Annotated in this window: 20 protein-coding genes; 7 read left to right on the forward strand and 13 right to left on the reverse strand. The window is 64.6% G+C overall.

Features of this window, described 5'->3' with window-relative positions; translation table 11 throughout:
- Nucleotides 1-40 precede the first annotated feature (40 nt).
- On the reverse strand, nucleotides 41-934 hold the full coding sequence (locus tag FHW94_RS08255; protein ID WP_168555158.1) for an acetoacetate decarboxylase family protein: 894 nt from the start codon (nucleotides 932-934) through the stop codon (nucleotides 41-43).
- A gap of 461 nt (nucleotides 935-1,395) precedes the next feature.
- On the opposite strand from FHW94_RS08255, the gene FHW94_RS08260 reads away from it, so the two are divergent.
- Complete coding sequence (locus tag FHW94_RS08260; RefSeq protein ID WP_246865926.1) at nucleotides 1,396-3,597, forward strand: TonB-dependent receptor; 2,202 nt, start codon at nucleotides 1,396-1,398, stop codon at nucleotides 3,595-3,597.
- A 191-nt stretch (nucleotides 3,598-3,788) separates the two neighbouring features.
- Here the strand turns inward: FHW94_RS08260 and FHW94_RS08265 are convergent, their stop codons facing one another.
- Genes FHW94_RS08265 through FHW94_RS08300 form a run of 8 tightly spaced genes read right to left on the reverse strand, consistent with a single transcriptional unit; the run spans nucleotide 3,789 to nucleotide 9,818 of the window.
- Nucleotides 3,789-4,646, reverse strand: coding sequence for a hypothetical protein (locus FHW94_RS08265; RefSeq protein ID WP_168555160.1), 858 nt, complete (start codon nucleotides 4,644-4,646; stop codon nucleotides 3,789-3,791).
- Nucleotides 4,643-5,155 carry a DUF6152 family protein gene (locus FHW94_RS08270; RefSeq protein WP_168555161.1) on the reverse strand — a complete coding sequence of 171 codons (513 nt, stop codon included), beginning with the start codon at nucleotides 5,153-5,155 and terminating at the stop codon, nucleotides 4,643-4,645. Before FHW94_RS08270 ends, FHW94_RS08265 begins: the two co-directional genes overlap by 4 nt.
- A complete protein-coding gene (locus tag FHW94_RS08275) occupies nucleotides 5,155-6,792 on the reverse strand; it encodes an FAD-binding oxidoreductase (protein ID WP_168555162.1) in 1,638 nt (545 codons plus the stop codon). The genes FHW94_RS08270 and FHW94_RS08275 overlap by 1 nt, the downstream gene beginning before the upstream one ends.
- Before the next feature lie 2 nt (nucleotides 6,793-6,794).
- Nucleotides 6,795-7,331 (reverse strand): hypothetical protein, encoded by a 537-nt coding sequence (locus FHW94_RS08280; protein WP_168555163.1) that lies wholly within the window; start codon nucleotides 7,329-7,331, stop codon nucleotides 6,795-6,797.
- Complete coding sequence (locus FHW94_RS08285; RefSeq protein WP_168555164.1) at nucleotides 7,328-7,765, reverse strand: cytochrome c; 438 nt, start codon at nucleotides 7,763-7,765, stop codon at nucleotides 7,328-7,330. Before FHW94_RS08285 ends, FHW94_RS08280 begins: the two co-directional genes overlap by 4 nt.
- 1 nt (nucleotide 7,766) lies before the next feature.
- Complete coding sequence (locus tag FHW94_RS08290) at nucleotides 7,767-8,405, reverse strand: hypothetical protein (RefSeq protein WP_168553772.1); 639 nt, start codon at nucleotides 8,403-8,405, stop codon at nucleotides 7,767-7,769.
- 41 nt (nucleotides 8,406-8,446) lie between these two features.
- A complete protein-coding gene (locus FHW94_RS08295) occupies nucleotides 8,447-9,328 on the reverse strand; it encodes a hypothetical protein (protein ID WP_168555165.1) in 882 nt (293 codons plus the stop codon).
- A gap of 16 nt (nucleotides 9,329-9,344) precedes the next feature.
- Nucleotides 9,345-9,818, reverse strand: coding sequence for a DUF6152 family protein (locus FHW94_RS08300; RefSeq protein ID WP_168555166.1), 474 nt, complete (start codon nucleotides 9,816-9,818; stop codon nucleotides 9,345-9,347).
- Between the two features lie 311 nt (nucleotides 9,819-10,129).
- Here FHW94_RS08300 and FHW94_RS08305 point away from each other — a divergent pair, with 311 nt between their 5' ends.
- From FHW94_RS08305 to FHW94_RS08325, 5 genes are all read left to right on the forward strand, one after another.
- Nucleotides 10,130-11,134 (forward strand): fumarylacetoacetate hydrolase family protein, encoded by a 1,005-nt coding sequence (locus FHW94_RS08305; RefSeq protein ID WP_168555167.1) that lies wholly within the window; start codon nucleotides 10,130-10,132, stop codon nucleotides 11,132-11,134.
- A gap of 67 nt (nucleotides 11,135-11,201) precedes the next feature.
- Nucleotides 11,202-11,813, forward strand: coding sequence for a TetR/AcrR family transcriptional regulator (locus FHW94_RS08310; protein ID WP_168555168.1), 612 nt, complete (start codon nucleotides 11,202-11,204; stop codon nucleotides 11,811-11,813).
- A 101-nt stretch (nucleotides 11,814-11,914) separates the two neighbouring features.
- Nucleotides 11,915-14,899: a molybdopterin-dependent oxidoreductase gene (locus tag FHW94_RS08315; protein ID WP_210425484.1), complete on the forward strand. Its 2,985-nt coding sequence runs from the start codon at nucleotides 11,915-11,917 to the stop codon at nucleotides 14,897-14,899.
- Complete coding sequence (locus tag FHW94_RS08320; RefSeq protein ID WP_168555169.1) at nucleotides 14,896-15,741, forward strand: 4Fe-4S dicluster domain-containing protein; 846 nt, start codon at nucleotides 14,896-14,898, stop codon at nucleotides 15,739-15,741. Before FHW94_RS08315 ends, FHW94_RS08320 begins: the two co-directional genes overlap by 4 nt.
- 41 nt (nucleotides 15,742-15,782) lie before the next feature.
- Nucleotides 15,783-16,445 carry a VOC family protein gene (locus tag FHW94_RS08325; RefSeq protein WP_168555170.1) on the forward strand — a complete coding sequence of 221 codons (663 nt, stop codon included), beginning with the start codon at nucleotides 15,783-15,785 and terminating at the stop codon, nucleotides 16,443-16,445.
- Between the two features lie 8 nt (nucleotides 16,446-16,453).
- Here the strand turns inward: FHW94_RS08325 and FHW94_RS08330 are convergent, their stop codons facing one another.
- From FHW94_RS08330 to FHW94_RS08340, 3 genes are all read right to left on the reverse strand, one after another.
- Nucleotides 16,454-17,140, reverse strand: coding sequence for a TetR/AcrR family transcriptional regulator (locus FHW94_RS08330; RefSeq protein WP_168555171.1), 687 nt, complete (start codon nucleotides 17,138-17,140; stop codon nucleotides 16,454-16,456).
- 200 nt (nucleotides 17,141-17,340) lie between these two features.
- On the reverse strand, nucleotides 17,341-17,784 hold the full coding sequence (locus FHW94_RS23570; protein WP_168555172.1) for a sugar nucleotide-binding protein: 444 nt from the start codon (nucleotides 17,782-17,784) through the stop codon (nucleotides 17,341-17,343).
- 131 nt (nucleotides 17,785-17,915) lie between these two features.
- Nucleotides 17,916-18,665: a Crp/Fnr family transcriptional regulator gene (locus FHW94_RS08340; protein ID WP_168555173.1), complete on the reverse strand. Its 750-nt coding sequence runs from the start codon at nucleotides 18,663-18,665 to the stop codon at nucleotides 17,916-17,918.
- A 261-nt stretch (nucleotides 18,666-18,926) separates the two neighbouring features.
- Here FHW94_RS08340 and FHW94_RS08345 point away from each other — a divergent pair, with 261 nt between their 5' ends.
- Nucleotides 18,927-21,149 carry a catalase gene (locus FHW94_RS08345; protein WP_168555174.1) on the forward strand — a complete coding sequence of 741 codons (2,223 nt, stop codon included), beginning with the start codon at nucleotides 18,927-18,929 and terminating at the stop codon, nucleotides 21,147-21,149.
- On the opposite strand, the gene FHW94_RS08350 is transcribed toward FHW94_RS08345, so the two are convergent.
- Entirely contained in the window at nucleotides 21,082-22,074 is a 993-nt protein-coding gene (locus FHW94_RS08350) for an NAD(P)/FAD-dependent oxidoreductase (RefSeq protein WP_349237462.1), read from the reverse strand. The two genes, FHW94_RS08345 and FHW94_RS08350, sit on opposite strands and share 68 nt — an antisense overlap.
- Nucleotides 22,075-22,084 lie beyond the last annotated feature (10 nt).

The raw sequence follows: 22,084 nt of genomic DNA on the forward strand, positions 1-22,084 counted from the left end.
GGATACCAGGCCCCGCCCCGCGTCACGCCGTAGAGATGCCTCAGGCCGGCTCGACCGCGCGGTGGGCATTCATCGCCACGCCGATGCCAGGGCCGCTGAACGCCACCATTTCGGCATCGACATATTCGATGATGTCGAGATCGGCGATGCCGTTGACGATGTGGGACGAAAGCGGCAGCTGCTCGAACGTGGCACGGTGCCAGTTGACCGCACCCTTGCCCGTCCAGCGACGGAACTCGAATTCGTCAAAGCTGATATTGACCTGCGCACCGCCACTGCCGGCCGGCGCCGCCGAGGTGGTGACATAGGCCAGGTCGGCGCCTTCGCTGCCATTCGGGCTCGTGCGGGGCATGTACTTGTAATACATCTGCGCCCCGCCGTTGGAGCCAGGCAACTGCTTGACTGGATTGGCTTCCTCGACGAGATTCGACATCTCGATATCGAAGAAGGTGTGTTCATACCACGAGGCTTCGCACGTGGCGTGGCCCGCGGCCTCGTCCCAGGCGATATCGGTGAAATTGGCGAACATCTTGGGGAAGCCCAGTTCTTCGCGACCAGTCATGATCGCGTCGGGCGCGCCTTCCCAGATGATGGGGCACAGTGCCCCGTCGAGCCGCTCGGTCTTGCCCTGATACGTTACCGGGAAATCGACCGAGAGGATGCCATAGCCACGGCCGGCCAACCAATAGAGATCCTTGAACCAGGCGCAACTGACCGACACGATCGGTTCGCCACGCAGGCTGAAACCGATCGGCAGTAGCTTCTCGAGCTTGGCAGGATCGGTCCGATAGGCAACCTTCATCCATTGCGCGCGCATCCGCCCTGCTTCCTCGGCCGTCCACATGCGGCCTTCGGGGTGCTGGCGCGGACCGGGCGTAGGGCCGAACATGATCGGCATGCGATAGCGCGAAGAGGGATCGGGAATAAACGTCATGTCGATGCTTCCGTTCGTGTTGGAGTGAAAAAATGGTGGTGATGGCCCTGCCCCTGCCCGGCCATGAACCGGCGGGCACGGCCGAGTCGGCCCAAGCCGGCGAGGCGAGAGGCGTCGATCTGTGATATTGGATTGCAGGTGCCGGATGCGCGTTGTGCACGTCCACGCAACCCGTGCCCCGTCAGGCGTGCTCTCTCCCGTTCATGCTCATTTCTGGACTATAAAGTCATATTTGAACCAAGTGGTCAAACTCTAACTCGCTGTCTGTCCCAAAGGGCAGGACACCGCATGTGCGAACATGACAAGAACGCAATTCATGCATCTATCTTGTCCGCCACCGCTTGCTAGGCCCATGTCGATAGTGGCGCGGCAAAGACGACGCCCAGTCCTGCCCAACAAACAAGTCTGACACGGGGAACGTCAGGAAACGTGAGGGGAAGATAATGAAGCGAATCCCATATATGATGTCGACGTCGCTGCTGGCGGCACTAGCGGCCGCGCAGCCTGCTTTCGCCCAAGAAAGCACGCCTCCCGCTCCAGAGCATGCGGCCAGCGACACCGGCAACGCCGGCCTTCAGGAAATCATCGTCACGGCCGAGCGCCGCTTCAACACCGCGCAACGCACGGCCGCCGCGATCAGCGTGCGCACCGGCGCGGATTTGCAGCTTCAGGGCCGCTATGAACTCAAGAACATCCTGGAAGACGTTCCGGGGGTTTCGGGCGGCGCCTCGTTCGGGGTGAACACATCGCAGGCCGGCGGCACCGACAATGCGGCGACGGGCCTGGTGTTCCGCGGCATCCAGTCGAACTCGGGCGTGGGTGGCAGCGCCACGTCGACCGCGGCGGCCGCAGCGATCTATGTCGACGATGTCTACAACGGCATCGGTGGCGGCTACGACATCGGCCGGGTCGAAGTTCTGCGCGGTCCGCAAGGCACGCTCTATGGGCGCAGCGCCACCGCCGGCGTGGTGGCGATCCATACCAACGATCCCGATTCCAAGGCGTTTGCGGTCAATGCCACGGCCGAAATCGGCAATTACAACCTGCGGCGTTTTTCGGGCGAAGTGAACCTGCCGCTTGTCACCGACAAGCTGGCGCTGCGCGTTTCGGGCAACCACTTCGAACGCGATGGCTATTACACCGCCCAGGGCGACGCGCGCCGCAGCACCAGCTTCCGCGGCAAACTGCTGTGGACACCCACCGAAAACTTTTCGGCGCTGCTGGGCTATGCCCAGGAATTCAACCAGACCCGCTCTGGCGGTGTCGCGGTCAGCCAAGGCTCTTCGCCCACCGATTTCGTCTTCGTGCCCCAGGCAGTGGGCACCGGTCGCAATCACTTCCGGCAGTACTGGGCCAACTTCAACCTTGATCTTGGCGCCGTGGCGGTGACGTATATCCCGGCCTATCGGACCTGGTACCAGAACGCCACGACGATCGCGCGCAGCGCCCCTCCTGGGCCGAACATCGACAACTTCGTCTATGTTCCCAAAGACAACTTCATGACCCACGAGGTCCGCATCCGCAGCACGGCGACCGACAGCAAGCTGCGCTGGCAGGCCGGCTTCATGTACTATCGCAACGCGCTGAGCGAGACGAACAACCTGTTCAATCTCGATCTGCCGCCGGCCGGCGCCTATCTGTTCAAGTCGAACACCCACAAGGTAACGACGGCCGAAGGCGTGTTTGCCGAAGCGACCTATTCGTTTACGCCCGAAACCCGCCTGACCGCGGGCCTGCGCTATGACCACACCAAGATCGAAGTGGACCAGGACTATACCGGGTTCACCGGCATCACGGCGTCGCTCAGCGGGCCGCAGCGCGTCGCCGCGTTCAACAACGTGACCTACAAGGCGCGTCTCGAACACGACGTGACGCCGCAGAATCTGGTCTACGCCTCGATCTCCACCGGCTTCTCGCCGGGGGACACCTCGCTGACCCAGGACCTTGCCGGCGTGCCCCAGGTCCAGGTGCTCAAGGCGCAGACGCTCACCGCCTATGAAGTGGGCACCAAGAACCGCTTCCTCAACAACCGCCTGCAACTCAACCTTGCCGGGTTCTACAACGACTACGGCGGCTATCAGACCGCAGGCATCAACGTGGCGCCTCCGGGTCCGCTGCGCATCTTCCAGACGATCACCGTGCCGGTGAAGACCTATGGCTTCGAGTTCGAACTGCAGGCGCGGCCTTGGGCGCGCGGCACGTTCCAGCTCAACGGGTCCTACACCCACGCGCGCTATGGCGACTTCGGGATCTATGCGGCGTACTTCTCGACGCATGAGGTTTCGCCCTCGCCGCCGTGGCAGGTTGCCGCTTCGTACGATCATCGCCTGAACCTGGGCGATACGACGTTCGTGATGCGCGGCGCGCTGCGCTTCGTTTCGGCCCACGACAGTTCGCGCATCACCGTGCAACAGGCGCTCGACGGTGCTTCGCCCTATATCCGCGTGCCCACGGTGCTGTTGGCAGACCTCAACGCCAACTGGATCATCAACGATCACCTGTCGATCGCGGGGTATGTGCGCAACCTCACCGACAAGCGCTATCTGCCCGACAACTGGAACGTGGCGCAAGTGACGGCGGGCAATCCGCCGGTCGTGACGGTTTCGGCCAACTCGCTGAGCGAGCCGCGCACATTCGGGATGCTGGTCGACGTGAAGTTCTGACCAGCTCCACCGGCACCAGCCAACGCAACGGCGCTGCCCGGCCCCAGCCGGCAGCGCCGTTTTCGTTGGCGAAATTGCCGGGCGCTCCGCAGCGGTGCCAACGGCAAAAGGCCGGAGCGGGTTTGTCCCGCTCCGGCCTTTGCTGCGTCATGGCTGTCAGCCGGCGCGCTGGCGACGCGCCGGCCAGGTCGTCAGCGATCCTGCGCCTTGTCCTTGACGTTAACCTCGAGCTTGCCCGTATCGGGATCGAGATAGTCGCGGTTGTCGGTGCAGGCCCATTCCTGCGGCTCGTTGCGCCGCTCGATGCCGCGGATGAACTTGCGCGGCGGAAGGGCATAAGGGCTCTTGAAGATCGTATCGTCGTAGATCGTCGTCTGGATTTCGAGCGTGTTGAAATCCAGCAAGCGCATCCGCTCCACCAGGCGCAGGTTCGGGCCATGCGGACCGAACACCACGCCCGCCAAGGGCGAGTGATCGCCCTGCACCCGCACGTCGTTGGTCAAGCGGCCGATCTGGAACACCGTATCGGGCGCGAGGCCGGTGGTATCGACCACCAGCGTCCCGCCTTCCCAATGCCCGATCGATTCCCCCAGGTATGAAGGATTGGGCATTTCACTGTGCTGGCGCCCATCGGTGTGGATGAAGCGCGTCATCCCCGACGTCTCGATATAGAGCGCGATCATGCCGGGCGACTGGAAGAACTTCATCGGCATGCCACCGATGTTCTGCACGAACGGCATGCCGAGCGGTTTGCAGTTGGTGAACGGGCTATCCTCGGCGGGCTTGTACTTGGCGATATAGTCACGCGCAAACGGGGTGTAATCGGGCGGCGTGGAGAAATCATCGGCGATCGGGTTGATCGACTGCCAGGTGCCTTGCCAGAAATCGGGCTGGCGGGCGATCTCCTGCCAGGCCGCAGCCTGTTGCTCGGGCGTGCGCGCCACGGCCGGTGCATCATCGGCGCGGGCTGCGGGGGCGGCAAGTGCCAGGGCCGACAGCGCGACAAGCGCGCCGGTGCGAAGCTGGCGATGAACGCGGTTGGGGCTCATTTGTAGGGTTGTCCCTGCGGCTTGGTGGGAACCTTGACCGGGCCGCCGGCCAGGGCCTGGCCGTTGGAGCCGGCCGGATCGACCAAGACCTTGCCCTTGGCCAGGAACACGTTCTGGATCGAACCGATCGGACGCCCATCAAGACCGGGGTGCACATCGACCACGATCTTGTCGCCAGACTTGATGTCGCCCGCGTTCCAGCCCCAGCGCGCCATCATGTTGGGGCTCGATCCCACCAGCGACCATTGCTCGGTGCTGCCATCGGCCTTGCGCACCACGACGATGAGCCAGGTGTGCGGATTGGCCCAGGTGAACTCACGCACCGTGCCGGTCAGCGTGGTCAGCTTGGCCATGTTGAACTTGGCAAAGGAGTGGTGCGCGTCGGCGTTCTGGGCCCAGAGCGCGGCCAGCGCGGCAAGGGCAAACTTCCATTTGCCGTGTCTTTTCTGCGGTACGTCCATGGTGACACTCTCGCTATGCATAAGGTTCTGCCAGTAAATTGCGCGCATCAGCCGGCCGCCTTGGCCGCCCGCGCGCGGATCGCGTAGCGCCCGACCGACATGATGCCGTTGGGATCGACCGCGTCCTTGATCGTTTCCAGGAAATCGCGAAGCGCGTGGTCGTTGTAGGAATAGGTGCCCATGATCAGGTCGTAGAACGCAGGGGCGGTCCGGTATTCGCCCCAGCCACGCTCTGCGGCCACTGCCACCAGTTCCCGGAAAATCGCACGCACCTTGGCATTGACCTCGGGCGAGCGCGTCACCGGCAGGCCCATGGCGAACAGGAACGCGCGCTCGAAGATCGCCGAGGGGAACTGCAGCGGCGGGCCAGGCAGCTTGTACTTGCGGCCGATCCGCGCAAACACGTCCATCGCCTCGATCGCGGCCTCCCCCGTGCGCGGAATGACCGGCGAGAAGAAGATGTGACCGACGACCTCCTGGTCCTCGTAGGTGTACATCGGGCCCAGGCTGAACGTGCGCAACGAGGGAATGCCGAGCGGACCTGGATCGAACATCCGGGCGACGTCCTCGGCCGGCAGCGGCAGGGCACGGACCGGGTTGAGCGTGAATTGCGCGCCGGGAATGGCGGAAACGGCCTCGCGGATGCACTCCCACTGCGCCTCGATGAACCGCGCCGGGCCATAGAGCTGGAATTCGCAAGACCAGAACGGCAGGCCGGCCGCCTGCGCCGCCGCTTCCAGCTTGGTCATGTCGGCGCCCGCCGGGTCTTCAAGGATCACGCGGATCGCGGGATCAATCGCTGGCGGCCCGCCGAAATGGGCCGCATCGCCACGCGTCCCGGTCGTCGGGCTGGACAGCGTCCACAGCCCCTGCACGATCTTGCCCTGCTCAAGCCGGCCGATGATATCGACCAAGGGGATGATGTCGTGGAACCGCGGCACCGTCAGCACCCCCGTGGCGTGGCTTTCGGGCTGGGGCATCAACCAGAACCCCATCTTGGTGACCACGCCAAAGTTGGACTGCTTGAACAGGCCATCGATGCGCGGGCCAAAGCCAGGGCGGAACTGCTGCCATGTCTTGGCGCCGGGCATGGCCCCCATGCCGGTGCGCAACACGCGCCCGTCGGGCAAGACCACTTCCATCCCGCATTGCGCATCGAAATGGTTGCGATAGGGGGCCAGGGTCACGCCCACCCCGCCATCAAGGGCGTTGCCGATCAGGCTCCCCCAGCCGGGACTGGGGCAGTCGATCCATAGCTTCAGGCCCTTTTCCTGGATGTAATTGTACAGATCGAAATAGCTGACCCCAGGCTCGACCACCACGTAACCGTTGCGTTCGTCGATCTCGATCACGCGGTTCATCCGCTTGAGATCGAGGACGACGCTGCCGGCCACGGCCGGGGCGGCGCCACCATAGCCCAGGTTCTTCCCCGTCGAGATGGGATAGACCGGGATGCGATAGCGATTGGCGATCCGCACCAGCGCGGCCACCTCTTCGGCGCTGGCGGGGGCGACGGCAGCCGCTGCGCGCGGTTCGTCAGCCTCTCCCCACAACACCGAGTAGGAATCGCGGTAGAGTTCGAGATCCTCGTCGCTGGTGAACAGCCAGTCGGCGCCGACCACTTCGGCAAAGGCCCGCAGCGCGGCCGCAAAATCGGCCGGGCTGACGTGGGGGGGCACGTTCACGGTCAACTCTCCTGTCGAGCGGCGCGCAAGGGGGCGCCGGCTCGCTTGTGCATGGTCCACACGTGCAGCCGCCCGGCCTCGCACGATCGGTTGTAAGTGGCGCGCCCGGCTTGCATGGCCGGCGCGGCGGGCGCGATGGCCCCCAGCGCGGCGCCCAGATCGCGGCTGCAGGCTGGATCATCGGCGGCATGGCAGGTATGGCCGGTGAGACGGAAACCATGATCCGCGGCGATCTGCTCAAGGCAGAACAGCGTTGCACCCGACGTCACGCCCGAAACCGCCTGGCTGTCCGCAAACATGCGCGCCATCGCGGCATAGCCGGTCACATCAGGGGTGAACTGCAGCACCGATGCCGGCGCAGCGGCGAGCCTGCCGGACAGCTCGCGCGGCAAAGGCGCCCTGCCGTCGATGACGACGGCATCTATCGGCCGCCAAGCCACCCGCGCTTGCGCGCCAGCACCCAGCCCTGCGCCACCTGCCAGCGCCAGCGCTCCGCCGAGCATGGCACGCCGGGTGCAGACAGGCGTGAGCGAGCTCATGGCTTGCCCCCGCCAGACCGGCGGCGGGCCGGCGGCTTCGTCAGGTAAGTGGCAACAGCCGCCAGTTCGGCGTCGCTGATCTCGGTCTTGCGGAACGAAGGCATGAACGAAATGCCTTGGCGCACCACCTGCCGCACATAGTCGGGCGACAGGTCGCTGCGCTGCTCGAGGATTGCGGGCACCGCGCCCTGGTACTTGCGCTGGAGCGCCAGGCTGCCCGGCCCGGTGGGCGTGGCATGGCAATCGGCACACCACTTGCGATAGACCGGCAGCGCTGCAACCGGCGCTGTGGCCACGGGCTTGCCTGCCACAGGCGCGGGCGCGGGCCGGGCCTGCCCGATGGCAGCCCCCGCGCCCAACGCCAGAACGGCGGCCAGCACAACGGGGACGCGGGTTACGGCCCCGCGCCGATCCACGCCCGAATTGCCCTGCATGTTACTTCGCTCCGATGACCGTCTTGCGCTGCAGAATCCGCCACTCGCCGTTGCGCTTCTCCAGCACGTCTTCGTAGTGCCCGGGCAGGCCGACCGTGGTGATCTTGGTCGCAAGATCAGGATAGACGCTCACGAAATAACCGTAGTGCGTTGCCCGGGTGGCACTCTGGAACTCGAAATGGTGGCTCAGCGACAAGTGCCACGGCGGATTGCCGTTGCCGATGGCATTGACGCGCGGCATTCCTGCCGGCGCGGTGCCAGGACCAGCCGGTGCGCCAGGCGCCCCAGGGCCACCCGGCCCACCAGGCGGCGGAAACCCGGGTGGTGGCGATCCGGGCGGACCACCGGGCGCGCCACCCGCCGAAGGCGGAGGCATCGCCGCCGCGCGATAGGGCATCGTAAAGCTCTTGCCGGGTTCGGGCTCGGCGATGATCGTCGCTTCGGGCCAGAATGCCCGGTCGAAGCGCGCCATATCGTGCTGCTCAAGCCCGAGCGTGTAGTTGTCGACCGCATCGTTCACGCCGACCCAATCGTCCACGGTCGGATGATAGGCCGCAGCGGCGGGCGCCGTCTGGGCCTGCGCCCCGGCCGCAGCGGCAAACGTCAGGACGCTCCCCGCCAAGGCCATTGCAAGTTTCATATCGCGCATCACGTCCGCTCCCCGGCAAGGCTCGATGAACCTTATTTGTTGGCTTCGTTTTCCTTGAGCTTCTTGAGAACCGCTTCCGGATCTTCCATCACCGTCGCATTGGCATTGGGATCGAAGTTGACCGGATCGTCGGCGGTTCCGCAAACCCACTCGGCGGGCCAGCCGGCTTCGCCGCGGTTGCGCTTGAAGATCTGGGGATCGGCCTCGTAGGGCTTGGTCCAGATCGTGTCGTCATAGATGGTCAGGCGGATTTCCATCGTATCGGGATCGAGCAGGCGGAAGCGTTCCACCATGCGCATGTCCGGCCCGTGCGGGCCAAAGATGGAATCCGGCGGCAGGACCAGGCGCCCCGTGCCCTTGCCCGGGAAATTGGTGTACTGCGTCAGCACGTCATCGTGGAAGCTGATGCTGTCGACCACCAGCGTATCGCCTTCGAAATGCGCGACCGATTCACCCAGGTAGCTGGGGTTCGGCCGGTCCGAATGCTTCCCGTTGAGACGCAGGAAGCGAGTCATGCTGCTGTTTTCGATATAGATCGCGATCATGCCCGGTTCGTAGAAGAACTTGAGCGGCGACCCGAGGCGCTGGATGATCGGCATGCCGGGCGTCTTGCAGCCTGCCCCGGCGAACGGAATGTCCTCGATCGCCTTGAACTTGTCGGCATGGGCCTTGGCCTGCGGCGTCAACGGCGTGCCATTGGCCTTGTCGAGGAACGAGGTAACGCTCTGCCAATTCCCGGTGAAGAAATCCGGCATCCGCGTCACGTCACCCCAGGCCGAACCCAGTGGCTGGGCGCCGGCCGGTGCCGCGGGCGCAGCAGGCGCGGGCGCTGCAGGCTGCGCCACGGCCAAGGTCGTCGCGATCGGCATGGCAGCGCATAGCGCGGCTGCAAGCACGGTCTTGGTATGAAACATCGATCGACCTTTTCGCTTAGCGGGGGTGCGGGGCAGAACCGGGACCGCCAGGGCCGCCAAGGCCGCCGCCGGGCGCAGCGCCAAAGCCCGAACCGAGCACGCGGCCAGTGGCCAGGCGCACTTCGTTGATCAGGCCCACCGGCTTGCCATTGCGGCTAGGGAAGCCCGAAACGGTGACTTTGTCACCAGCCTTCATGTCGTGAGAATTCCAGCCGCTGCGGGCCAGCATACCGGCGCTGCCGGCCTCGAAGCCCCAGATCACCTGGGTGCCGTCGGGCTTGACCGAACGCAGGTAGAGCCACGAATGCGGGTTGGACCAGACCCACTTTTCCACCGTGCCACTCACGACGACCTTCTTGGTCATGTCAAACGGGGCGGCCGAGTGGTGGGCCGACGCCGGCGCCGCGACCAGGGCAAGAGCCGGGCCACCAGCTACGATCAGCGCGGTTTCCAGCAGGCCGGGGAAGCGAGGTAAACGAAACACTTTCACCGCAGTCACCTTTCGAAGTTTCAGGCACGCCTCTCCAACGGCACGCCCCCGCTGGCCCCATTGTGCCGGCGGTTGTCCCATTATGTGCGCCCAGCCGCGTCCGAAAGCTAGGTGCCACAATTAGATGTCCGCGCCGGGCACTGCCGGGCAATTGGCGGGAAACTGCGAATTTTTGCACCTAACTCGGATCGGGCCAAACGATACGATCGGCCTGGCATGCAGCGCGCCGGCCGGTCTCTTCCGCCGGCAAGCGCATGCGGCGGGCGCCGCTTGCCCGCCCTTCCCGTTCCTGACCAAAAGGGCCCCATCGCGTGAAGCTCGCGACCATTCGTAATGCCACGCCCGACGGCGCGCTCCACCTTGTCTCGCGCGATCTGTCGCGCATGGCCCCGGCCGCGCCGATCGTGGCGACGCTGCAGCAGGCCATCGAGCAGTGGGCGCTTGTCGCGCCGCGCCTGGCCACGCTTGCCCAGCAGCTCGAACTTGGCGCGGCACCTGGCATGATGCCGTTCGAGCCCAGGCTCGCCGCCGCGCCGCTGCCGCGTGCATGGCAGTGGCTCGACGCCTCGGCGTTTCACGCGCATGGCGACTTGCTTGAAACGGTCTTCGGCATCGATCCGCCCCCCGAAAAACGCACCGTTCCGTTGATGTACCAGGGGGCGGGCGACGACCTTCTGGGCCCCTGCGACGATATTGCACTCCCCAGCGCGGACGACGGCATGGATTTCGAAGGCGAAATCGCCGTGATCGTCGATCGCGTGCCGATGGGCACGCCGGCCGATGTGGCCCATCGACATATCCGCCTGCTGATGATCGCCAACGACACCAGCTTGCGCGTGCTGGCCGGGAAGGATCTGCGCACCGGGTTTGGCTTCCTCAATTCCAAGGCTTCGACCAGCTTTGGCCCCGTGGCGGTAACGCCAGACGAACTCGGGCCGGCCTGGCGCGACGGGCGCATCCACCTGCCGCTGCAGGTTCATTGGAACGGCACGCTGTTCGGCAGGCCGCATTGTGGCGCGATGGGCTTTTCGTTCGGCGAACTCATCGCCCACGCCGCGCGCACCCGGAACCTTGCGCCGGGCACGATCATCGGCTCGGGCACCATTTCCAACGACGATTTCCGCACCGTCGGTTCGGCCTGCATCGCGGAACGGCGCGCGATCGAACTGATCGATGAAGGACAGCCGCGCACGGCCTACATGGCGTTCGGGGACAGGGTCCGCATCGAGATGCTCGACGAAGCCGGGGCATCGATCTTCGGCGCAATCGACCAGGCCTACGTCCGCGCCGCCCCGCCGGCCCAGCCCCACGCCTAGCCGAAGGAAACGAACGGTGACGGGAAAAGCCTTGCCTCCGCCAATGCCAAGGATCGACCGCCGGCGCGTGCGCACCCGCAGCGCGCTGATCGGGGCCGGCCAGAAGCTGTTTGCCGCGCGATCGATCGACGGGGTGACGATCGACGACATCGTCGCTGCCGCCGACGTTGCCAAGGGTAGCTTCTACAACCATTTCGACGACAAGGAGACGCTGGCTGAAGCCATCGTCGAACTGGTCCAGGGTGACTGCGAACGCGAAGTGCAGCAGGCCAACCATGCGATCCAGCATGCCGCCTGCCGCATGGCGCGGGCCATGGCAGCGCTGATCCGCTATGCCGAGCGTCATCCCGATCGCTATCGCGCGATGGTCAACCTGTCGAAGCGACGCGCCCAGATGGACGCACCGATCAACGCGGGCCTGCGGCACGACATCCGGACCGGGCTCGCCAATGGCGAGTTCTCGGCGCTCTCGGTCGAAGGCGGGATGCTCACCGTATTCGGGTTGGTGGCCACCGCCGTCGATCATCTCGTGGTCGCCACACCGCGGCGCGAACCCTCTGAAGTCGCGCGCGAAATGGCATTCCTGCTGCTGCGTGCGCTGGGCGTGCCAGGCGAGCGCGCCAGCCCCATCGCCGAACGTGCCGCGCAAGAGGTCTTCGCCGGCAGCGACGGCTGCTGACCTGCACCAAGGGGCAGGCGGCGTGCGAAAAGCTGCACCGAGAAGTTGACTACTTCGTATAATAGTGGGATACATCGGGCAGATGGTGAGGATGACGATTGGTGGATATCAAGGCACTGCGGCTGAAGGCGACGCTGTTCGCGCTTCCCAAGGTTTTTGCGCTTAAGGCAAAGGGCAGCCCGCAGTTCCGGGCCTTTCTCGAACAGAAGGCCTGCGTGGTGCAGATCCGCCTGGCGGACGGCAGCATCGCCCGCCACTATGCCTTCGACCGCGGCCGGATCGTCAGCCGCAAGGGGCTGCACCCCAGCCCCGACGTGGTGATGCAGTTCAAGGACGTCGATACGGCCGTTGCGCTGACCACCCCGCCGATCAACTATGCCGAGGTGATCCACGCCGGTAAGAACTTCCGCGTGGCCCTGATGGGCGACGAGGATCTGATCGCATGGTTCACCCAGCTCGCCTCGCGCCTCGATTCCGACGGTTGGAAGATGGGCGAGCCCATGCCCGACGGCAGCACGCGCTATACCCAGATGACCAACGGTGGCCCGCTCCACGTCTACGTCAAGGACGGCAGGATCGTGCGCACCGCAATCATCGAATTCACCAAGGACGATCCCGAGACCTGGACGATGGAGGCCAGGGGCAAGCGCTTCACCCCGCGCCGCAAGGCTTATGTCGCGCCGCATTCGCTCGCCATGAAGTCGATCGTCTATTCCGAAGACCGCCTGCTCTACCCGATGAAGCGTGTCGACTTCGATCCCGACGGCGAACGCAACCCGCAGAACCGCGGCACATCGGGTTATGAGCGGATCAGCTGGGACGAAGCGCTCGATATCGTCTCCAAGGAAATCCTGCGGCAAAAGCAGGTCCATGGGCCGGGCGCGATCGCGCTTGCCCACCCTTCCCACCACCAGTGGGGCAATGTCGGCTATTACCTGTCGGCGATGATGCGCTTCGGCAATACCGTGGGCGTCACCCGCGTGATGCTCAACCCGGACAGCTGGGAAGGCTGGTACTGGGGGGCGATGCACCACTACGGCAATTCGATGCGGCTTGGCGCGGCTGCCGGCTATGGCGGCCTGGAGGATGCGCTCAAGGAAGCCGAGCTGATCGTCTACTGGTCGAGCGACCCGGAATCGCAGTTCGGCGCCTATGGCGGCACCGAGGCGAGCGAGCGGCGGCTTTGGGCCAAGGAACTCGGCATCGAAGCGATCCACATCAACCCGCACTATTCGCCCACGGCGGCGTTCACCGGCGGCAAGTGGCTGCCGATCCGCCCGGGCACCGACACCGCCCTGGCCCTGTCGTTGATGTACGTGTGGATCCAGGAAGATCTCTACGACCGCCATTTCGTCGAGAACCGGTCTACCGGGTTCGACGAATGGAAAGCCTATGTCATGGGCGAAACCGACGGCGTGCCCAAGACCCCCGAATGGCAGGAGGAAGAAACCGGCATCCCGGCGCGCGAGGCCCGCGCACTGGCGCGACTGTGGGGCCGCAAGAAGGTCTACCTGGGCTGCGGGGTCAACGGTGGCGGCTTTGGCGGCGCGTGTCGCAATGCCAGCGGCATCCAGTGGGCGCGCGCCATGGTCATGCTCATGGCCATGCAGGGCTGGGGCCGCCCGGGGGTGAACTTCGGCAATCTCACCAACGGCACCCCGGTCAATCTCGAATTCTATTTTCCCGGCTATGGCGAAGGCGGGATTTCGGGCGAACTGATGGCCACTGGCTCGGCCACCAACAATTACGTTCGCATGCCGCACCTGCTGTCGATGAACCCGGTTCCCCAGATCGTCCCGCGCCAGAAGCTGCCCGAGGCGATCCTCGAAGGCTTCGCCGAAGGCTACCTGCTGGAGCCGACCAGCATGGAAATCCAGTTCCGGCCCTACTTCTACCCGGCGCCAGGCTGTTCCAAGATTCACATGCTCTATCGCTATGGCGGCTCGTCGATGGGCACGATCGCCAGTTCCGCGCGCTTTGCCGAAATGTACCGCTCGCCCGAACTGGAATGCGTGGTGGCACAAGGCATCTGGAACGAAGGCGAGACCCGCTTTGCCGACATCATCCTGCCTGCCTGCACCCAGTTCGAGCGGCATGACATCGGCGAATGGTCGAATTCTTCGGGCTTCGGGTATCACTGGCAAGCCCAGCTCAACCACCGCGTCATCGCCATGCAGCACAAGTGCATCGAGCCGCTGGGGGAATCGAAGTCCGACTACCAGATCTTCTGGGACATCTGCAAAAGGCTGGGTCTGGGCAACTATTACTCCGAGGGCTGCTCCGAGCTCGACTGGGCGAAGCGCGTGTTCGACTCGTCCGACCTGCCCAAGCACATCTCGTGGAAGAAATTCCTGCGCAAGGGCTACTACGTAGTACCGCCCGAAAAGCCCGAGACGCGCGTGGCGGTCGACATGCGCTGGTTCTATGAAGGCCGTCCCAAGGACTTGCCCGAGCCCTTCCCGTTGCCCGCCGGATATAGCCACAAGTGGCTCCATGGTCTTCAGACCCAGTCGGGCAAGTTCGAATTCGTGCCCAACTCGCTCAAGCGGTTGCAGCCCGAACGCCCCGACCGCCCCGCGCTGATGCGCTATACCCGCCCGTTCGAAGGCGCGCGCGAGGGCGAGCGGTATCGCCGCTATCCCATCCAGTTGCTCACGCCGCATCAGCGCTTCAGCTTTCACACCGCGCAGGACGGCAAGGGCAGCGCGATCAGCGATCTTGCCGATCACCGCGTCTGCGTCGATGGGCACTATTACTGGATCGTACGGATCGCCGAAGACGACGCGCGGCGGCGTGGGATTGCCCACCACCAACTGGTGCGCGTGTTCAACGATCTGGGCAGCGTGATCTGCGCGGCCGAAGTGACCAACCGCCTCGCCGCCGGCGTCGCCCATTCCTATGAATCGTCGGCGAGCTACCAGCCGCTCGGCGAACCGGGTGCATCGCCCGATATCGGCGGCTGCATGAACATCCTCACGCCCAACCGCATGCAGGCCGACGGCACCGTCGCCTCGGCCGGATCGCTGTGCCTTGTCGAAATCGAGGCCTGGTTGGGCACGTCCACGCTGCAGGAAGCCGCCGAATGAGCAAGTACAACCTGATCTTCGATGTCGCGCGGTGCAACAGCTGCAACAACTGCGTGCTGGCGACCAAGGACGAATACCTGGGCAACAGCTTCCCGGGCTATTCCGAACCCGCACCGCGGCTGGGTGACCTGTGGTTGACGCTGGCCCGGCACGAACGTGGCGCCGCACCGATGATCGACGTGTCGCACTATATCGAGACGTGCCAGCAGTGCGATAATCCGCCGTGCCTGACGCCAGAGACCAGCGATGTCGTCTCCAAGCGCGCCGATGGGATCGTGGTGATCGATCCGGTCAAGGCCCGTGGCCGCAGGGACCTGGTGGGCACCTGCCCCTATGGCCAGATTCACTGGAACGAGGAATTGCAGCTGCCGCAGAAGTGGTCGATGGATGCGCATCTGCTCGACAACGGCTGGAAAGAGCCGCGCGCCGTGCAGTCTTGCCCGACACAGGCCCTCACGTTGGCCAAGCTGGACGACGCGCAGATGGATGCGCGCGCAAGCGACGAGGGGCTGGTTCGCCTCCACTCCGAACTCGGCACACGCCCGCGCATCTGGTACCGCAACTTCGACCGCGTCAGCCACTGCTTCCTTGGCGGTGCGCTGGTTCGCCGCGAGACCGGGCGCGAGGATTGCGCCGCCGGCCTGCGGGTGCGCCTGCTACAAGATAACAAGGTCCTGATGGAACAGGACAGCGATCCTTTCGGCGAGTTCAAGTTCGAACCGCTCGAGGGTCGGGGAGAAGTCTACCGACTCCAGGTGGCCCATGCCACCGGCGCGGTCGTCTTCGAAACGGACGTCACCTTGGATGACAACACCTATCTCGGAGTGATCGAAGTCCGGTGAGCCATCGGGTCGGTGTTTCCACCGACAAGAAGGACTTACCCATGGCAATATCCGAAGAAACCGGCCGCGAGGAGATCCTGGCCCGCAGCGACATCCGCCCTTCGCAATTGGCCCATATCGTGCTGCGCACCGCGCAGTTTGCGGTCATGCGCGATTTCTACCTGGCGTTCCTGAACGCCCGGGTGGCCTATGAAAACGCCTTTGCCAGCTTTCTGCGCTATGACGAGGAACACCACCGCGTGGTGATCATCGCCATGCCCGGGGCGGCCCCGGTCCAGCCCCGCGCCTCCGGCCTGGAGCACTATGCGTTCAGCTATGCCTCGCTCGGTGGCCTGCTCGCCACCTACCAACGGCTCAAGGCCTTGGGGATCAGGCCGGACTGGTGCCTCAACCACGGGTTCACGATGTCGATCTACTATCGCGATCCCGATGGTAACCAGGTCGAAACCCAGTTCGACACCATGGCGTGCGCCCAAGCCGACGCCTACATGCGCAGCCCCTATTTCGATATCAATCCGATCGGCGTCGACTTCGATCCGGAAGTGTTGCTCGCCCGCTATTTGCGCGGAGACCCGATGGGCGAACTGGTCCGCTTTGGCTCGGCGCCCTACCCCGATGGAGTTCCTCATATCCGGCCAGGCGGCGTACCCGATTACGACTTTGACGGCGCCCTGTTCGCCAGCACGTCGGCCCCAGCAGGATAGGTCAGGACCTAGATCGCACCGCCAAGGTGATCGTCTTCGTCCGCCGGCTCGGGAAACAGATCGGCGACTGCCTTTTCGGCAATCGACTGCGCACGCCGGGTGCTCACGCCCAGCGCGCGCAGCAGGATGAATGCCATTTCGCGCGCGATTTCGGGCGGGGCGCTGCGCGCGCGGGTGGCTGAAAGATACTCCACGGCGGTGGCGATCAGGCCGAAGACGGTGAGCATCCCGCCCTGCAGGGTGATGCCGCTGAATTGGCCAACATCGAGCCCAGCGGCGATGTCGCGGCGCAGCCCGGCGTTGATCGGGGCCTCGATGTTGGTGCGCCGCTTGGACAGGCTGACCATCGAGCGATAGCGATCCGGGTGCGCACGGGCGTAGCGGATCAACGCCGCCATGGCCCTCGCGACGCGACTGGCCGGATCGGTCACATCAAGGTTGGCACTGGCTACCTCGCGTTCGCAATCGCCTTGTACCAGATCGACGATCGCGCCGGCCAAGCTCTCCTTGTCGTCGAAATGGTTGTAGAAACTGCCCTTGGCGACATCGGCTGCGGCGACGATATCGTCGATCGTCACGCCGTCGATCGAACGCGCGGCAAACAGGCGCTGCCCCGCCCCGATCAATGCCGATCGGGTACGCAGGCGCCGACGGTCTACCTTGACCTCGTTGGCGTCATTGGTGGGTTGCGACACGGCGAGTCTCCGGCAGGCTGGGCGTCCATGCGATCCACCGCAAAGCCCGAATGGCATGCGGCAATTTGACTGCGCTATTGCACAAAACGGGCGATGAGCAACCCCCTCAGCGGCGCGGCCGATTGCCAATGCGGGTGGCCAAGGGCGAAATACGCCTGTTCCAAGGGGTAAGGTATCGCCCAGGGCACCGCGCTCCGTATTCAGGCCATGGCCGGAACCGCTGGCGTCAAGCGCGTCGGCAGTTTCAGCACACTGGCGAATTGCGCGATCGCTGCCGTCAGCGTGGGCATCATCATTCCGCATTCCGTGCCAAGTGGCGCGTGACGCGGGCGCGCGGCGACCCAACCCATTGCCGCTTGCGCCAGTGCCTCGATCCGCCCGGCCGGAAGGTTGAGCGCGGTGGCCAGGTCGACGGCGAAATCGGCCCACGACACGGCGCCAGCATTGGCAAGATGCCACAGGCCCGTTTCGCCATCGATGACCAGATCGACCGTCATGCGCGTCAGATCGGGCACATAGGTGGGCGACGTGACGCAGTCCGCCGCGGCGGCAAAGCTGCGGCAGGCATCGGCCAGGGCAACGGCACCCACATGGTTTGCCGCCAGGCAGGCAGCGGGGTGGGCTTCGGCGTCATCCACCCGCACCAGCCCGCGGCATTGATCACCGCCCAACCGGCCGGGTGGAATATCGGGTTGCTGCCAGCGGCCGCCTGATCTTGAGCTGGGACTGAGCGGCAACGCGGCCAACCTCGCCAAAACACTTCGCTTGGCGCCGATCATCTTGATCGGGCGTTCGCCACCGATACCGGCGACAACGACTGGGCGATATAGAGATAGTCCGGGTTGAACTGGCCGCGCGCGGCCAGGCGATCGGGATCGGGAATATCGACGAGCGACGAGCGGAATACGCATAGCCGCTCTTCGCGCAACTTGCGCATCACCCGGTTGACGTGAACATTCGTCAGGCCGCAAATTTCGGAAAGATCGGCCTGGGTCAGCGCCAGGGTAAAGCGGTGGCCATCGCTCAACCCCGCCGACACCAGGCGCGCGTTGGTTTCGCACAGGAAATGCGCGACCCGCCCCATGGCATCCAGCCTGCCCAGGCGGAACAGCCAGGCGCGGTGGATGGCCGCGTCAATCAGCGTGGCAAACCACAACTTGCGCATGAGGTGGGGCCGCTCCACCAGGATGGCCTCCAGCGCGGAATGCGGGATCGTGGCGGTCTTGGCCGCGGTGACAGTCTGCACATCGTGGTCCAGCTCTCCCAAGGGAAAAGCATGCAGATCAACGAAATCGCCGGGAAAATGCACCGCAACGAGTTGCCGCAACCCGCGGCGATCATCGATGTAGCGAGACACGATGCCTTCTATCAGAAGCGTGCTGTAATCGAGTTTCACACCGGCGCGCACGATCGTTGCTCGCGGCGGCAGCGTGTTCACCTCCACGACCGCTGATTCCAGGGCCGCGCGTTCATCGTCATCCAGCCTGACGCCCCGTTTGCCGCGTAGAAACCTCTCGGTGAACATGCACGCTCTCCTCTCACGTCGCGCGTATGCCCGCTGCCGCACCACCAAGCAGGTGCGCGGCATGCGGACGGTAAGCTGCCATCAATCGTATCAACGCAGGTTAGTTTGATCCGCGTTCCTGCAACTTCCCCGATCCCCTGGGGTTCCGGTCGAGACGCTGCGCGTAACTTACGACGCCATCATGCTTTTGCTGGCGGCGCCGGCACCACCGCTCGCTGCGATCAATCCAGCTGACAAACCGCTCACCGACAAGGACACGACATGGCGATCAAGCCCGAGAACACGGAATCTTCCGCACCACCCCCCGGCACTTTGGCGCCTGCGCAGCTTTCCGGAACAGACCTGGGCGGAGAGACGCCAGCAAAGGCATCGCCCGTGCCCGGCGATGCCGACATCAGCTTTTCGTTCGACGAACCGCTGGGCGATGGCGGCGAGACGCACCAGGTTGCCGATGGCGACGTGGCAACGCTTACCACGCAGCAAGGCATTCCGGTGTCCGATGACCAGAACAGCCTGCGTCAGGGCGCGCGCGGCCCATCGCTGCTGGAAGACTTCCATTTCCGCGAAAAGATCTTCCATTTCGACCATGAACGCATTCCCGAACGCGTCGTGCACGCGCGCGGCTATGGCGCGCATGGCTATTTCGAACTGACCGACAGCCTGGCTGACGTATCTCGCGCTGACGTGTTCCAGCGGGTGGGCGAACGCACGCCGGCTTTCGTGCGGTTCTCAACGGTTGCAGGCTCCAAGGGCTCGTTCGACCTTGCCCGCGACGTGCGCGGGTTTGCGGTCAAGCTCTATACCCAGGAAGGCAACTGGGACCTGGTGGGCAACAACATCCCGGTGTTCTTCATCCAGGATGCGATCAAGTTTCCCGACCTGATCCACGCCGCCAAGCCCGAGCCGGACCGCATGTTTCCGCAAGCGCAGACTGCCCATGACAATTTCTGGGATTTCATCAGCTTGAGCCCGGAAAGTTTCCACATGATCATGTGGACCATGTCGGACCGCGCCATTCCGCGCTCCTTCCGCACCATGGAAGGCTTTGGCGTCCACACTTTCCGCCTGGTCGATGGCGAAGGCAAATCGACCTTCGTGAAATTCCATTGGAAGCCCCGCCAGGGCCTGCAATCGGTCGTGTGGAACGAAGCGGTCAAGATCAACGGGGCCGATCCCGATTTCCACCGGCGCGATCTGTGGGATGCCATCAACGCCGGCGATTTCCCCGAATGGGATCTGGGCGTCCAGCTGTTCGACGACGCGTTTGCCGATAGCTTTGATTTCGACGTGCTCGATGCCACCAAGCTCATTCCCGAAGAGCTGGTGCCGATCCGCATCGTCGGTCGCCTCGTGCTCGATCGGGCGGTCGACAACTTCTTTGCAGAAACCGAACAAGTTGCCTTCTGCACGCAAAACGTGCCGCCGGGTATCGATTTCTCCAACGATCCGCTGCTCCAGGGCCGCAACTTTTCGTACCTCGACACGCAAATCAAGCGCCTGGGCGGCCCCAACTTCACGCATATCCCGATCAACGCGCCGAAATGCCCGATGGCGCATTTCCAGCAGGACGGCCACATGGCCATGCGCAACCCCAAGGGCCGCGCCAACTATGAGCCCAACAGCTGGGGTCCCACCCAGGGCGGCCCACGCGAAGACCCCGCCCGCGGGTTCGTCACCCACGCCGAAACTGCCGACGGGCCCAAGCAACGGGTGCGCTCGGAAAGCTTTGCCGATCACTACAGCCAGGCCCGGCAGTTCTATATGAGCCAGGCGGCGATCGAGCAGAAGCACATCGGCGATGCGCTGGTGTTCGAGCTGTCGAAAGTGGAGCGGCCGGACATTCGCGCACGCACTGTCTCGCACCTGCGCAACATCGATGAAACGCTGGCGGCCACCGTGGCCGATGGCCTTGGCCTCGCGCTTCCCGAGGCGGCCGTCGCCGCGCGCGAGACGATGACGGACCTGCCCCCGTCCGACAAGCTCAGCATCGTCAAGAACAACCCGGAAAGCTTCAAGGGTCGCAAGCTCGGCATCCTGGTCAGCGACGATGCCGATGTCGATCTGGTGCTGGGGCTGGTCGATGCGCTTGAAGCCGAAGGCGCGGTCTACGAAATCGTCGCGCCCAAGATCGGCGGCGTCACGCTGTCGGACGGAACGACGCTTGCTGCCAAGCACAAGATCGACGGCGGCCCGTCGGTGCTGTTCGATGCGGTGGCGATCGTGGTTTCGACCGATGGCGCAGACCTGCTGGCGCGCGATGCGGCAGCCAAGGACTTCGTCACCGATGCCTTTGCCCACTGCAAGTTCATCGGCTTTTCGGCCCAGGCCGAAACGCTGCTGGTTGCCGCCGGCGTTGCCGGTTTGCTCGATGAAGCCTGCCTGCCGCTTGACGTGACCGAGGATGCAACCGCGTTCATCACGGCCTGCCGCACCTTGCGCTATTGGCCGCGTGAACTCGCGGTCGATCTTGACGCGCAGAGCTGAACAGGAATGAGGGGTTTGCCGCAGCCAGATCGTTACGGATCGTGGTTGCGGCAACCCCCGCCTCCCCCATGGCATGGGTGATCTGGTCCAGACCAAGCACGACATCGCCGGCCGCATAGAGACCGGGCAGCGAAGTGCGCTGGTGGCTATCGACCAGCACGCATCCTTCGGCGGCAAGGTCGGCGCCCAGGTGCTGGGCAAGTTGCGAGCGCACCGTCGATCCGAGCGCGGGGTACAACGTGTCGAAAGCGCGCGTTTCCCCCTCGATATCGAGTTCGATCTTGTCGAGCCCAAGCCGCATCGCATGGCACCGCCCCGCCAGGATAACGCCCGCATCGGCGAGGCTCTCCAAAGCTGTGGCGTCCAGGTCGTGGCCCGATGCCGGGGCGACAAGGGTGATGCGCGACGAAAAGGACCGCAAGAACAGCGCTTCGCCGCAGGCTCTTTCGCCCGTGCCGAACACGGCAATGTTCAATTCGCTGGCTTCATGGCCATCGCAGATCGGGCAATAGCGGATAAGCCCTCGGGCAACGCCCTGGTCGTGGTCCGCCTCGCGCAACAGTTGAGGCCGATGATTGACGACACCGGTTGCCAGCAGCACGGCCTGGGCCCGAATGGTGCTTTGTGCCGTGCTCGCGACGAAGCCAGGGCCGCTTCGCACAAGCCCGGTTACCTCGCCCCGCCGCAGATTGGCACCGAACCCGCGCGCTTGGCGGCGCATGCGGTCAAGCAGCACCGGCCCGGCGATCCCATCGGGAAAGCCGGGCGTGTTGTGTGACATGGGGATCGATGCCGCCCGGCTTTGAGCGCCATCGACGACGGTGACGGAAAGATTGAACCGTGCGAGATAGATCGCCGCGGTCAGGCCCGCGGGCCCGCCACCGATCACCAGGCAGTCGCAATTCGTGCCTGCCCACTCATCCACGCGGCAGGCC

Origin of the sequence: Novosphingobium sp. SG720, from assembly GCF_012275365.1 — a bacterium.
Classification (GTDB): Bacteria; Pseudomonadota; Alphaproteobacteria; order Sphingomonadales; family Sphingomonadaceae; genus Novosphingobium; species Novosphingobium rhizosphaerae.

Bases quoted from the DNA above. Each gene is read 5' to 3' on its own strand.
- FHW94_RS08255 (WP_168555158.1), bottom strand. From the start codon at position 934: ATGACGTTTATTCCCGATCCCTCTTCGCGCTATCGCATGCCGATCATG.
- FHW94_RS08260 (WP_246865926.1), top strand. From the start codon at position 1,396: ATGATGTCGACGTCGCTGCTGGCGGCACTAGCGGCCGCGCAGCCTGCT.
- FHW94_RS08265 (WP_168555160.1), bottom strand. From the start codon at position 4,646: ATGAGCCCCAACCGCGTTCATCGCCAGCTTCGCACCGGCGCGCTTGTC.
- FHW94_RS08270 (WP_168555161.1), bottom strand. From the start codon at position 5,155: ATGCGCGCAATTTACTGGCAGAACCTTATGCATAGCGAGAGTGTCACC.
- FHW94_RS08280 (WP_168555163.1), bottom strand. From the start codon at position 7,331: ATGAGCTCGCTCACGCCTGTCTGCACCCGGCGTGCCATGCTCGGCGGA.
- FHW94_RS08285 (WP_168555164.1), bottom strand. From the start codon at position 7,765: ATGCAGGGCAATTCGGGCGTGGATCGGCGCGGGGCCGTAACCCGCGTC.
- FHW94_RS08290 (WP_168553772.1), bottom strand. From the start codon at position 8,405: ATGAAACTTGCAATGGCCTTGGCGGGGAGCGTCCTGACGTTTGCCGCT.
- FHW94_RS08295 (WP_168555165.1), bottom strand. From the start codon at position 9,328: ATGTTTCATACCAAGACCGTGCTTGCAGCCGCGCTATGCGCTGCCATG.
- FHW94_RS08320 (WP_168555169.1), top strand. From the start codon at position 14,896: ATGAGCAAGTACAACCTGATCTTCGATGTCGCGCGGTGCAACAGCTGC.
- FHW94_RS08325 (WP_168555170.1), top strand. From the start codon at position 15,783: ATGGCAATATCCGAAGAAACCGGCCGCGAGGAGATCCTGGCCCGCAGC.
- FHW94_RS08340 (WP_168555173.1), bottom strand. From the start codon at position 18,665: ATGTTCACCGAGAGGTTTCTACGCGGCAAACGGGGCGTCAGGCTGGAT.
- FHW94_RS08345 (WP_168555174.1), top strand. From the start codon at position 18,927: ATGGCGATCAAGCCCGAGAACACGGAATCTTCCGCACCACCCCCCGGC.